Raw genomic sequence first — 12,946 nt, forward strand, 5'->3', positions numbered from 1 at the left:
GTGTCGTGATACGAATCAGAAGTTCGCAGAGCGCGGCGTACGAGGGAATGGGATCACATCACGGACGTTCCCCATACCGGTCACGTAAGAGACCAGACGCTCGAAGCCCAGACCGAAGCCTGCGTGCGGCACGGTGCCATAGCGACGCAGGTCGCGGTACCAGTTCATATGCTCCGGATCGATATCCATCGCTTTCATGCGCTCGTCCAGGATGTCCAGACGCTCTTCACGCTGAGAGCCACCAATGATTTCACCAATACCCGGTGCCAGTACGTCCATCGCGGCAACAGTTTTCCCGTCGTCGTTCATGCGCATGTAGAAGGCTTTAATGTCTTTCGGGTAGTTCTTCACGATCACTGGTGCTTTGAAGTGCTCTTCAGCCAGGTAACGCTCATGCTCAGAAGACATGTCGATACCCCACTCAACGTCAAACTCAAAGTCGCGGCCTGAGTCTTTCAGGATCTGGATCGCATCGGTGTAATCGACCTGGGCAAAATCAGAGTCCACGAATTGCTCCAGACGGGTAATCGCTTCTTTGTCGATACGCTGAGCAAAGAATTCCAGGTCGTCGCGACGCTCTTCCAGCACGGCTTTGAAGACATACTTCAGCATGTCTTCTGCCAGCTTGGCAACATCGTCCAGATCCGCGAAAGCGACTTCCGGCTCAACCATCCAGAATTCCGCCAGGTGGCGGCTGGTGTTGGAGTTCTCGGCACGGAACGTCGGGCCAAAGGTGTAGACCTTGCTCAGGGCGCAGGCATAGGCTTCGGCGTTCAGCTGGCCGGATACGGTCAGGAAGGTTTCTTTGCCAAAGAAGTCTTCGTTGTAATCCACGTCGCCTTTGTCTGTGCGTGGCAGGTTCGCCATGTCCAGGGTCGATACGCGGAACATTTCGCCGGCACCTTCACAGTCAGAGGCGGTGATCAGCGGTGCAGACATCCAGAAGTAGCCTTGCTCGTGGTAGAAGCGGTGGATCGCCTGAGACAGGCAGTTGCGAACACGGGCCACGGCGCCGATCACGTTGGTACGTGGACGCAGGTGCGCGACTTCACGCAGGTACTCAATTGAGTGGCGTGTTTTCGCCATCGGGTAAGTCTCGGCATCTTCAACCCAGCCAACAACTTTCACACCGGTCGCTGCCAGTTCGAAATCTTGGCCTTTGGCCGGAGATTCAACGATTTTACCGGTGACCTCAACAGAGCAACCAGTGGTCAGCTTCAGCACTTCTTCCTGGTAATTATTTAACTCATTAGGGACCACGGCCTGAATCGGGTCGAAACAAGAGCCGTCATAAATGGCAAGGAAAGAGATTCCGGCTTTGGAATCACGACGTGAGCGGATCCAACCGCGGACAGTGACTTCAGTGTCTACTGCCAGCTTTCCGCTGAGTACGTCTGTTACAGGCGCGTAAGTCATGTTTAAATTATTCTCCGTTAAGGCACTTTATACGTCTATGTTTAGGGTGTGTCGGTGTTTCGAGGTCAAAGTGAGTCCGCGTTCAAAGCGTTTTCACCAAGAAACATCAACATGCCCGAAAGACAGAGTCCGAACAAGCAATATTACCTGTCTGACGACAGGCATCAAGCCTTGTTATCCCCCGAAAGGGTAAATTGACGCAGTAAATGTTCTAACTGTTCAACCAACTGTTCAAGATTTACACTGATCTCCCGTGATTGTAGCGCACGGCTGGAGGTATCGTCGGCATGACTGGTGATGGTTTCGACTTTGGTGCGGATTGAATCAACCATGCTGGCCTGGGCACTACTCTGTTGCTGGATGTCGTTGGCGTGGTGGTTGACCACCTGGATCCCGTTACCGATTTCCGACAGCGCCTTGGAGAGCTGCTCGATTGTGGCCATCTTGCTGTATGCGGTCTGGCAGGTCTCTTCTACGGCACTGGCAGAAGCCTCGCAGTCGGCACACAGCGCCTGGATAATGGACTGTATATCACCGGTTGCCTGGTGGGTTCGGTTGGCCAGATTGCGTACCTCTTCGGCCACCACGGCAAAGCCGCGTCCCTGCTCGCCGGCACGGGCTGCTTCGATGGCGGCGTTGAGCGCCAGTAGGTTGGTCTGCTCGGCAATCCCTCGGATCACATCCAGGATGCTGGTCACTTGCTGGCTTTGCTCGTTGAGATTGTCGATACGCACTTTGACGTTTTCGATATCGGTGACCAAGTGCTTGATATCTGCCCCGGCGTCGTCGGCCAGACGGGTGCCCTCCAGTGCAGCGTTTGATGCATTCTCGCTGAGACTGGCCGCTTCAGTGGTGCGGCGTTCAACGTCGTGCTGCTGGTGTTGCATCTCGTCGATGGCCGTGAGCATCTCAGACGTTTCAAGCCGCTGACTGTCGGCGGCGCTGGTGGTATCTGCCGAAACACTGATCAACTGATTGGCCTGCTGGGTCAGCGATTCTGAGGTATTCTGGACCTGCTGCAGGCTGGCGGTGAAATTATCCAGCATTTGATCATAGCTTCGGCACAGTTCGCCGATTTCATCAGAGCGATTTTCGTTGAGCCGGCCGCTGAGATCCTGATGTAGGCTGGTCTGTTTCATATAGCTTGAGACCCGGCGCAGTGGGCGAACAATCATCCGGCGGATCAGGGTCAGGGCGAACAAAAATCCGGTAGCGGCGATGGCGGCCATGATCCCGCCGGTGATTAGCAGTTGTTCATCAACGCGCTGGTATAGCGGCCCCAGATTGTACTCCAGCCGGACAACCCCCAATACTTCACCTTCTTCGGCCATATGGCACTGGACACAGTTGGTGCCGCGGTAATTGCTGCTGGCTTTCATTGGCAGGGCGACGAGCAGGGTTTTGCCGCTGTCGGTGGTGATGGTTTCACTAATGAGCTCACCTTTTAGTGCTCGCTGGTCAAAGTCATCAACCGGTGCCTGATTGTCGAACCCCGGTCCATAGAGCTTGGTGACTGCCGGTGCCCGGATGACACGGACATTTTCGATCCCTTTGTGAGACAGCACTTTTTCCCGCAGCGTTTCTCGCTGCGACATGGTGCCGGTCAGCATCATCATGTTCAGGCTGTCGAAATAATTGCCGGCTTTGTCTAAGGTTTGTTCACTGATCACTGATTCCAGTAGGGCTTTTTGTTGGCGGGATTCATAAGCCAGCGAGGTAAACAGCACAATGGCAAAGACAACAAACAGCGTCAGGAGGAGCTTATGAGCAATCGTTAACCGCATCTTCCATGGTCTCTTGTATAGGGCTTTTTGTAATAATTCTTACATATATTTTATGGACATAGTGTAGTGTTTACGTTTGTTAAAAAATAGTGCCGCAGTAGTTATTGTGATGTCGAGCACGCCGGCGACTTCACATTTTTTATACAGCTGACCATCTGCTGCTTTAGGTACTTGATGCAAAGAAAAGCTCGCAGTGCGAGCTTTTCTTCAGCGGGTGGTTCTGTCAGGGTGCGCTTTCACGCGATGGCCTACTGAGCCTCGGTAAAGCCGCATGTTTGCCCGTCGTTAAGAATTGTGCCGGGAACTGGGCCTTGTGGCTCACCATCAGCGGGCGGCTCAGCAGGGGGATTGATCGGCTCGGTGATCGGCACCACGTTCGGCACTGCGGCGGCGTCAATCAGGGTGATCAGATCGCTCCAAATCTCCCCATCAGTGGCGGTGTACTGCAGGTCCGGGTCGTCCTGCCAGCGGGCCTGGTGGTTGAACGCCTTGATGGCAAAGCCCAAACCGTCAGTGTCGGTCATGGCAATACGCTCGTTCATTGACCCATCCACGGCTTCGTAATAGAGGGTCCCGTCTTCTTCCAGTTGCCAGCGGATTGGGAAGTTGAAACCGCAGCCATCGGAATCGACATAGTTGCCGAGGAAGAAATCGCCCTGGAAGTTATCGCTCAGCTGCAAAAAGCGTGAGCTGTCGCCGATGAACCGCAGCGCCCGGTCGTCACTATTGTCACCGCTCTGGCCAATTAACAGCGCTTGGGTAAAGCGGGGATTGCGCTGCTCCCAGATCTGTTTACACAGGGCAGCCTGATCCTGGTATTGGGTCAGGGTTTTGCGGGTGACCGGGGCCGTGGTGGCACTATCCCAGCCTGAGTCCTGGGTGGAACAGGCCGCCAGCGAGCCGGGGCTGTATTCTTTGCTGATCAGGGTGAAGATCAGATCGGCCTCGGGCTGTGCCCCGTAAGCTTTTACCGCCAGCAAACTGCGGTTGTAGTCGACGCTGGTGAGCGCCCAGTATTCAAACTCATCCGGGTTAGCAGTATCGGGGATCAGTTTGAGATAGCCCTGCTCGGTCAGGGACCAGCTGCGACTGCCGCCCTGGTTCAAGCCATGGATATAGTGCTCCCAGCTGTTATTGCTGCGCAAAATCGTGGTTGAAATGACGCCCTCTTCGTCGATCTGCACTAAGTGCTGGTCGATTAAATCGTTGATGGTCTGCTGGGTAAAGCGCTCATCGCCACCACACTCAGTAACTGCATTGAGGTACAGGTCAGGGTTGGCCCCCACGCCATTGCCGAAGTTACAGACGCCAAAAGCCGGCAGGTTGTCGCGGCTGGCGGCAGCAAAAATCTGTTGTTTGGCATTGTTATCGAACCCGCTGTAATTGAACGGCTGGTTTTCCAGCAAGGTTTCACCGATATGGACGAAGCTGCGATCTTCAACCAGAAACAGGTTTTCATGTTCGAACTTGTATTGATCAGCCAACTGCCGGATCACGCTGGGGACATCAAACCGGATCATGGATTTACCGGCGACGGTCGTCGGTGCCCAGACGCTGTTTTCCTGGATGCTCCAGTTATTGGCTGCGATGTTGACCCAATAGCGGGCGGTGAAGCCGTTGTCGTTGATGAGCTCGACCACCACGTTGTCGGCGATGGCAAAGCCGTTGATCCCGTTGATTGAGATCGCCGCATCAGCCAGTTCGGTCAGCACCCCGTTGAGCTCGGTATAGGGGCTGTTGGGCGAGCCGAAAGGGGCCACCTGACAGTCGGTGTTGCCGTTGCGGTTATCACATAACAGGTAGGTTTCGCTTTCCGGACGCCAGGTAAAGTAGAACCCGAATGCGCCTTCACTGAACGTTTCATCAGCCTTGATGTAGCGGGTGATGTGGTGATTGTGCTCGCTGGAGAGAAAATCATGCATTTTCTTCTCGGCCAGCGAATAGACCTTGGCATCCATGGTGATCCCGACTTTGTCGTCACGAGACAGCGCGGCATCGGTCAGTAGCAGGGTTTTATCGGTCGCCAGCTCAACCTTGAGATAATCGAACAGGCCGACCCAGCCCTCGCTGGTCAGGATCTGGCGGGTGATGTCCTCATTGGTAAATTCCGTGGAGCCGCTGAGGTAAGTAAAGACTTCGCTCAGGGCGATATCCTCGGCGCCGTTTTTATCCCAGCGTAATTCGCGGATGGTGGTTTCTCCGGTCGTGGTGTTCTCGTCATTGTATGTCATCTGCTCAGTCAGGATCCCGCTGCCACTGTTATCGTTGAACGTACTGACTTCCCAGTAGCCATCGTTCAGGATCGCCTGGATATTGGCTTGTGCTGCAGCTTGTTCAGTCACAAAACGCTCCATGCGGCCCTGGGTCATGGTCTTGACGATCGACAGCGACAGTAAATCACTCAGCTTCATCCCTTGCAGCCCGACTTTGGGCAGTAGGGTGGCTTCGAGATCATCGGCGATCCGGTTCAGGTCTTCCTGAAAGAAAAAGACTCGGCTGCGGACCGGCTCATCATAGAGTGCTTCGAAGATCCCCCAGCTTTCATCCTGGATCACCCGCTCGATCAGGGCATGGTAGGCGAGGGTTGTTTTCAGGCTCACGGTCAGCCGCTCTTCGGTCAGCGGGGCCAGATACACATGGTTGGGAATTGGTTCGCCGGGGGCGATGGGGATATCCGGGTTGCTCGATAGGTCAATCAGCATCACCGCGTTAATCCGGGTGCGGGTGCCGACGGATATATCGTAGGTCCCATTGCTTTGCTCTTGCCAGTCGGTGATTTCAATTTGCTCCAGCACTTTGCCTTTTTTGTCCAGCCAGACTGCAGCAAAGTTGGCCTGGGCCAGATTTGCCTGCGCGTCGGCGTAGGCTCTGGCAATCAATCCGGTATGGCCATTGGTGTGCGCCGTGGTTAAGGCCGGCGGGGTATCAACGGTGATGGTAAATTTGGTGGAGACCGGCACTGTTTCAGATTCAGTGGCCGGCTCACTATCACCGCCGCCGCCGCCACAGGCGGCAAGCAATAAACTACCTGCTGCGATCAGGCAGCATCCGAGATAAGCACGCATAATCATTTCCCCAAACACGCTTTTCTTATGTTTTGGGCTGAGTATAGGTTGCACCCCTGCGGCGGTTGTTAAAGCTGCGGCAGAGTCTTGCAGATTGAGCAGGGATCTAAGTTGTAAGAATGGTGACGACTCGTGAGGGCAGAAGGTATACGGCTTTCGGCGGAAGGTTGAAATGAAGCCGGTTGCGACAGGGTGCAACCGGCGCAGCAATTCAGGCAATCGCCAGGTACTTATGGGTCTGGATCGAAAGACGCCAGTTGCGTTTGACACAGGTCTCGATACACAGCGCGGTGGCGCGCGGTTTCTGGCTGATCGGTTGCAGCGCGATGCTGACGTCGGGCTTGAGCGAAATACCGGTCAGGAGTTGGTCGAGCTGTTCGATGTCTTTTTCAGTGCCAACCGGATGTTTGATTTCATCAGCGCGCATCAGGGCCGAAGGAAGGACCGGCAGCTTGGCTTTCATGTTGATCTTCGGAGACACCGTGACCCAGGTATTGTCCGTGGCCTGCACTTGTGAGGTACCGCTGGTTTCGATCTGGCACCGGAAACCAACCTGTTCGAGTGCTTCGGTCAGCGGGACCAGGTCGTAGATACAAGGCTCCCCGCCGGTGATCACCACGTGACGGGCAGTATATCCTTCTTCTTGAAGTAAATTTACCACGCCTTGAGCATCGAGGTTGGTCCATAGCGGGGAGTCTGAAGTCTTGGCCATGACCTGATCCAAACTTGTGAAATCCTCCGGATCAGCGCTCCAGGTCTGTTTGGTATCACACCAGGCACAGCCGACCGGACACACTTGCAACCGGACGAATATGGCTGGTACGCCGGTAAATACACCTTCACCCTGAATGGTTTCAAAGACTTCGTTAATTTTATACACCGCTAACCTCGTGGCGAATCGAATCTGTCAGTATGGTGCTCTTTTGAGCAGCAGAGCATTATCCCAAAACTGACGACGCTTGTCTCTGTTAGGGTGATTTTATTTGTAAAATAACTACGAGGTGATGCGAGTGAAAAGTGGCTCAGGACACAGAATTGACGGCTGTCGGGCATTCATCGTGATGAGTATCACGTCCTGGACACAAGCGGCTTCACAATTACTTCGCAAAGTAAAAAAATTAATCACCACGTTTTTTATTGCTATTTTGTTCGGAGTATTGGCATGTATGTCGCTCAGCCTGGTCATATCGACCATATTAAGAGAAACAATGCCGGCAGCGTCTACAAGCTTATCGATCTGTACGGGCCAATCTCCCGAATTGAGCTGTCAAAACGCAGTCAGCTTGCACCTGCAAGTATCACTAAAATTACCCGCGAACTGATTGATGCACACCTGATTAAAGAAACTCAATACCAGGAGTCAACGTCGCGGGGCCGCCCGGCCATTGGGCTGTTGCCTGCTAACGAGGGATGGCAGTTTTTGTCGATCCGGCTGGGCCGGGGCTACCTGACCATAGCGTTGCATGAGCTTGGTGGTGATATCCTGGTCGAAGAACGTCAGGACATTGAAGTGCTGCACCAGGATGCTGTGCTGAAGATCCTGCTCGATGAAATCAACAGCTTTTTTGCGCGCCATGTCAGTGAATTGGATCGGATCACGGCCATTGCTGTCTCCCTGCCGGGTTTGGTCAATACCAAGCAGGGGATTGTGCTGCAGATGCCCCATTACGATGTTCATAATCTGGCGTTGGGGCCGGCCATTCATGAAGCGACCGGCTTGCCTGTATTTATCGGCAACGATACGCGCTCCTGGGCACTGGCGGAAAAGCTATTCGGTAACTCGCGCGATGTGGCCAATTCGATTCTGATTTCAGTCCATCACGGGGTCGGCGCCGGGATTGTGGTGGATAATAATGTCCTACTGGGGCAGACCGGTAATATCGGGGAACTGGGCCACATTCAGATCAAACCATACGGCAAACGCTGCTTCTGCGGTAACCACGGTTGTCTGGAAACGGAAGCCAGCCTGAGTGCGGTGATTGAAAAAGTCGAGCAGCGGCTGCGGGAAGGGCATCTGTCGACCTTGCATGGCCAGGTGCTGACCATCGAAAAAATCTGTGACGCGGCGGTCGAAGGCGATACCCTGGCACGTCAGGTGATGGTTGAGTTAGGGCATAACCTGGGCCAGGCCATTGCGATTATGGTGAACTTGTTTAATCCGGATAAGATTCTGATCGGCAGCGAATTAAACCGGGCCAAAAGTGTGCTGTATCCGGCGATTATGGAGTGTGTCCGCACCCAGTCCCTGCCGATTTACAACCAGCATCTGACCATCGAGCAGAGTTGTTTCTATACCCAGGCAACCATGCCCGGCGCGGCGTTGGTCAAGCAGGCAATGTATGATGGCCACCTGCTGATGAAATTGATTGAAGGTTAGCAGAACAACGAATTGAACTGACAATCGGCATCAAGGAATGCGATGAACCAAACCGGGCGAAAGTCCGGTTTTTTGATCGTTACGCCGCCTTGGGGTCGCATTCAGAGTGCTTGAACATTAAAGATAAATGGGTCAAAACTGGGCGGTTTCACTCAATAATGAATGCCATCCTTTGAATTGTGTCGGAAAATCCTATTTTGCTCCTGAATCGCTTCTGATTATCGAAAAATAAGTGTGCCCGTAGAGGTGGAACAAGCATATCTTAGCCGCGTTTTCGATCAGTAAGGAGTTGAACATGAAGTTGAAAACGCTCGCGGCCATGGTGACACTGTTGTCTTTGGTCGGCTGTGGTGGTAGCTCAGGGGATGGAAAGTCGGCACAAGGTCCTAAAATCAGCGAAATGACATTTTCAGACCCCGGATTAAAACAGTGCGTGCTGGATGCTGGTGTGACCTATGCCCATGAGCTGAAGGTGCTTTTTTGTGAAGAGAAGGGACTCACGGATGTGTCAAGCTTGCAGTACTTTCCTAACTTACATGCGTTGGAGCTCAGGGATAATGCAATTGAGCAAATTGACCTGTCAACCCTGACTGAGCTCGAATGGCTGACGTTGTCGGGGAACTTGCTTAGTAGTTTGGATTTAAGCCGGAATACGAAGTTAGCGGGGATTACTGTTGACAATAATTTGCTGACTTCACTCGATGTGTCCCAAAACCCTGATCTGTTATCTATCGGGGCGGTGAATAACCGTTTGTCGGCTCTGGATGTGACGCATAATGCGAAGTTGACTCATTTAGATTTGGATGCGAATGCAAATACAATTGCGACGATTGATCTGACAGGCAACCCGCAGCTTGAAAGCCTGGGAATGAGCGGTAATCAACTTGAGAGCATTGATCTCAGTGCCAACACCAAGCTGAAAGAGTTGGATCTTACAGATAACAAGCTGACCACGGTGTCGCTGAAGTTCAATCTGCAACTAGAAGATGTCACTCTCGATACGAATCAGATCACTACGCTTGATCTGTCGGCGAATCCCAAACTGACCCGTGTCAGCGCCAGCAGTAATGCACTGACTGAAATTGATGTTTCGAAAAGTACAGCACTGAAAGATCTATTGTTGGCTGATAATCAACTCACGACGATTGATTTGTCACAGAACCGTCAGCTGGAGTGGCTGCTGCTGCGAGACAATCAGATAACAGACATTGATCTGAGCCAAAACTCATTGTTGAAGACGCTGGCGATTTCGGCGAACCCTTTGAATGCCATTGATGTTGGCCAAAACCCGAAGTTGGAGTCGATCTTCCTTCATGCCGATACGTTGAACTATCCGCTGTCGGGGCTGACAGCAATTAACCTGTCGCAGAATGTGTTGCTCAAGGATTTAATTATCAGCGGACATTCATTGGATAGTCTGGATTTAAGTCAGAACGCCAACCTTGAATACCTCAGTGCCGGTAGTAATAACCTATTGACTATTGATTTGCAGCATAACCCGAAGTTGACCACGGTGAATCTGGAGGGGAATCAGCTCGCGACGATTGATGTGTCACAGCAACGCATGCTTTCATGGCTTCAGGTATCGAGTAATCAGCTGACAGATATCAACCTGGATCAAAATCCTAAGCTGGTCAGTGTGACTGCTACACTGAACCCGCTATCAGAACCAACCAAGACTTATCTGGATGCCCTGGTAGAGCGTGGGGTCCAAGTGACCTATTAATGACATCTTGGAAAGAAGCAAAGGCGCATTGGTTGATGCGCCTTTTGCTGTGTGTAAGGCATGTGGCATTACTCATTTGTGGTCAACACTTTGTTTTTGTGAACTCACCGCGGATACTGAAACGCTATCTGGCTAAAGCAATGCCATCGATTGGTGTAACAGGGGGGCGGCGCTTTCGGAATCAGACTGACCCAGTGTGGCAAAGCCTGATTCAGGGGAAGTCGATGTCATTCATTAGGTATTACAGAGAGAAATAGCGGCAAGGATAGCTTATGAATATGAATCAAATCACGTTAGCGGTGCATGATATTGATTTGGCCGTCGAGTTCTATAAAACACTCGGCTTGGTCCAAATCGTTGCTGACGAGCATTATGCTCGGTTTTCTTGCCCTGAAGGGGAGTCGACATTTTCAGTATATTTAGACACGGAAAAGCAAGGGGTCGAATGTCGAGGTGTCGTTTACTTTGAACACCAACAACTTGATGAGCTCGTCGATGACTTGAAATCAAAAGGGCTCCAATTTACCCAAGAGCCGACCGATCAACCCTATCTCTGGCGAGAGGCCTCTTTAAAGGATCCATCGGGAAATATCATCAAGCTTTATTGGGCAGGGGAAAATCGACTCAATCCGCCCTGGAAACTTGAAGAGCGTGCCTAACGCTCATAATTTGGGGGGCCAGCGTGAATCATTCAGGTTATCTCGTATCGAAGATAGCCGTCTATCCGCGTTTCTTTTGAAGCACACCTTGCGGCAATCGATCCAGAGCCGGACTCAGAACCGCTCCTGAATGGCGAGGTAACGCTCACGAATGTGTTCGATCAGCGCCTGGATCCGTTTGGCCGGTTTGCGGGTGTATGGGTAGACGGCATAGATCCCCACCACTTTGCCGGTGTGCTCGGGCAATACTGTCACCAGCTTGCCTTGCTGCAAATCATCGTAGATTAAACAAGTGGGCAAATAGGCCAGGCCATTGCCCGCCAGTGCGGCCTTGCGCAGGGCAGCGGCATTGTCGGAGGCGAAATTTCCGGCCACTTTGACGGTGTAAATCTCGCCGTTGCGGGTAAACAACCAGTCAAATGCGCCGGTGCTCTGCTTGTTGTAGCCGAAGCAGTTGTGATGCTGCAGGGCTTTCGGGGTCATCGGCATGCCGTGCTTTTCGATATAGCCTGGTGAGGCGCAGATCTGCCAGCGCGAGTTGAAGATATGCCGGGCGATCAGGCTGGAGTCTTCCAGGTAACCGGTACGGATCACCAGATCGATATTTTCCGACAGCAAATCGACAAATTCATTGTCCAGCGACATTTCCACCGTCATGCCCGGATGTTTGGTGCAGAAATCAGAAACAGCTTCGGCCAGCAGCATTTCACCGGAGATGGTCGGGACCGACATTCGGATATGGCCCGACAGGGCTTCGCTGTAGCCGGTGACGGCATCAAACGCCGAATGGGCCACCTGGCGAATATCTTTGGCTCGGTGATACAGCACTTCACCCGGCTCGGTCAGGGTGAGCTTACGGGTGGTGCGGTAGATCAGCTGGACGCCCAGCTCGGATTCGAGCTTACTCACCCGCTTGCTGACCACGGATTTGGTGATGTTGTTCAGTTCGGCAACTTTGCTGAATGAGCCGTGCTCGATGACTTGGGTAAACAGGACGAGATCGTCAATTTGCGGCATGGGAATCGTCATTTATCAATACTGAATGCATTATAAATAACAAGGCGGCAGAAATACAAAAGATGCGCCATCGGGCGCATCTTTCATTGGAGTGAACCGGGAGCTAAATCGGTTACATATCGTCGATAATAATGTAGGTCGCGTAAACCGGGCCGTGAACCCCGACGACCTTAATCAGTTCGATATCGGCGGTCGAACTCGGACCGGAGATGAAGTTCACGCACGATGGCATGCGCTCCCCATTCCTGGCTTTCTCATGCAGTGCAGCAGTGGCCTGAGTCAAACGGGCAACCAGCGTGCTTTTCGGCACGACAAAAACCGAGGCTTCCGGCAGCAGGCTGACGGCTCGACCTTGTTTCGGATTGCTGTAGAGCACCATAGTGCCGGACTCTGCCAGCGCCTGTTCGGCAAAGACCACCCCGACTTTGGCGCGCTCGGCAACCGCGATGTTCGGCTCGTATCCCGCCGCCTGATCCCAGATATGGATCTGGTGGCCGTCTTCGGCCAGAACCGCCGGGTTGACCAGTGCCAGCAGACGCGGATCTGCGGAAAGGATGGTTTCTCCGGCGTACTGCGCAGCGTCACCGGCTTCGCTGGCTTCAGTGCGGCAGTAATCCAGGCAAACTGATTTCAGGGTTTGTGCCAGCTCGGCCTGGGTTGTAGTGATCGCCTGTGAACCCAGTGCAGTCTGCGTATACTCGATCAGCACGTCTTTCAGCTCATCCTGGCTTTTGTCGGCCATCACGTCATGGTGGCAGCGGTATTTCAGGGCAGGGCGCTCGACCGGCGTGGTGCGGCGCTCACGGCCCAGCTGCTTAGCAATGTTGTCCAGAAAGCTGTCGCGGTTATAAATACGCGGTTGGTCAGCGGCTGGTGCGGTCTTTTCAGTGTGATTCGCCATC

9 protein-coding genes are annotated in these 12,946 nt (G+C 53.0%); 3 read left to right on the forward strand and 6 right to left on the reverse strand.

Features of this window, described 5'->3' with window-relative positions; translation table 11 throughout:
• Window positions 1-15: 15 nt before the first annotated feature.
• The 4 genes from asnS to queE form a co-directional block, all read right to left on the reverse strand.
• Window positions 16-1,416: an asparagine--tRNA ligase gene (gene asnS / locus NNL38_RS05805; protein ID WP_255390079.1), complete on the reverse strand. Its 1,401-nt coding sequence runs from the start codon at window positions 1,414-1,416 to the stop codon at window positions 16-18.
• Between the two features lie 164 nt (window positions 1,417-1,580).
• Complete coding sequence (locus NNL38_RS05810) at window positions 1,581-3,200, reverse strand: methyl-accepting chemotaxis protein (RefSeq protein ID WP_255390080.1); 1,620 nt, start codon at window positions 3,198-3,200, stop codon at window positions 1,581-1,583.
• 248 nt (window positions 3,201-3,448) lie between these two features.
• On the reverse strand, window positions 3,449-6,265 hold the full coding sequence (locus NNL38_RS05815) for a hydrogenase expression protein HypA (protein ID WP_255390081.1): 2,817 nt from the start codon (window positions 6,263-6,265) through the stop codon (window positions 3,449-3,451).
• A gap of 211 nt (window positions 6,266-6,476) precedes the next feature.
• Window positions 6,477-7,145, reverse strand: coding sequence for a 7-carboxy-7-deazaguanine synthase QueE (gene queE / locus NNL38_RS05820; protein WP_255390082.1), 669 nt, complete (start codon window positions 7,143-7,145; stop codon window positions 6,477-6,479).
• A 282-nt stretch (window positions 7,146-7,427) separates the two neighbouring features.
• On the opposite strand from queE, the gene mlc reads away from it, so the two are divergent.
• The 3 genes from mlc to NNL38_RS05835 all read left to right on the forward strand — a co-directional run bounded on the left by mlc (window position 7,428) and on the right by NNL38_RS05835 (window position 11,027).
• Entirely contained in the window at window positions 7,428-8,642 is a 1,215-nt protein-coding gene (gene mlc / locus NNL38_RS05825) for a sugar metabolism global transcriptional regulator Mlc (RefSeq protein ID WP_255390083.1), read from the forward strand.
• A gap of 295 nt (window positions 8,643-8,937) precedes the next feature.
• A complete protein-coding gene (locus NNL38_RS05830) occupies window positions 8,938-10,368 on the forward strand; it encodes a leucine-rich repeat domain-containing protein (RefSeq protein WP_255390084.1) in 1,431 nt (476 codons plus the stop codon).
• 272 nt (window positions 10,369-10,640) lie between these two features.
• Window positions 10,641-11,027, forward strand: a complete 387-nt coding sequence (locus tag NNL38_RS05835) for a VOC family protein (RefSeq protein WP_255390085.1) — start codon at window positions 10,641-10,643, stop codon at window positions 11,025-11,027.
• Window positions 11,028-11,141: 114 nt separating this feature from the next.
• On the opposite strand, the gene NNL38_RS05840 is transcribed toward NNL38_RS05835, so the two are convergent.
• Together NNL38_RS05840 and NNL38_RS05845 are read right to left on the reverse strand one after the other, a co-directional pair.
• The gene (locus NNL38_RS05840; protein WP_255390570.1) at window positions 11,142-12,044 is read right to left on the reverse strand and encodes a LysR family transcriptional regulator; all 903 of its coding nucleotides are present in this window, start codon (window positions 12,042-12,044) and stop codon (window positions 11,142-11,144) included.
• Between the two features lie 112 nt (window positions 12,045-12,156).
• Window positions 12,157-12,945, reverse strand: coding sequence for a LutC/YkgG family protein (locus NNL38_RS05845; protein WP_255390086.1), 789 nt, complete (start codon window positions 12,943-12,945; stop codon window positions 12,157-12,159).
• Between the last annotated feature and the right edge of the window lies 1 nt (window position 12,946).

The sequence above is a fragment of the Photobacterium atrarenae genome (assembly GCF_024380015.1).
GTDB lineage: Bacteria > Pseudomonadota > Gammaproteobacteria > Enterobacterales > Vibrionaceae > Photobacterium > Photobacterium atrarenae.

What these genes read in the sequence shown, in the direction of transcription:
- asnS (WP_255390079.1), bottom strand. Translation starts at nt 1,416, where the DNA reads ATGACTTACGCGCCTGTAACAGACGTACTCAGCGGAAAGCTGGCAGTA.
- NNL38_RS05810 (WP_255390080.1), bottom strand. Translation starts at nt 3,200, where the DNA reads ATGCGGTTAACGATTGCTCATAAGCTCCTCCTGACGCTGTTTGTTGTC.
- NNL38_RS05815 (WP_255390081.1), bottom strand. Translation starts at nt 6,265, where the DNA reads ATGCGTGCTTATCTCGGATGCTGCCTGATCGCAGCAGGTAGTTTATTG.
- mlc (WP_255390083.1), top strand. Translation starts at nt 7,428, where the DNA reads ATGTATGTCGCTCAGCCTGGTCATATCGACCATATTAAGAGAAACAAT.
- NNL38_RS05830 (WP_255390084.1), top strand. Translation starts at nt 8,938, where the DNA reads ATGAAGTTGAAAACGCTCGCGGCCATGGTGACACTGTTGTCTTTGGTC.
- NNL38_RS05835 (WP_255390085.1), top strand. Translation starts at nt 10,641, where the DNA reads ATGAATATGAATCAAATCACGTTAGCGGTGCATGATATTGATTTGGCC.
- NNL38_RS05840 (WP_255390570.1), bottom strand. Translation starts at nt 12,044, where the DNA reads ATGCCGCAAATTGACGATCTCGTCCTGTTTACCCAAGTCATCGAGCAC.
- NNL38_RS05845 (WP_255390086.1), bottom strand. Translation starts at nt 12,945, where the DNA reads ATGGCGAATCACACTGAAAAGACCGCACCAGCCGCTGACCAACCGCGT.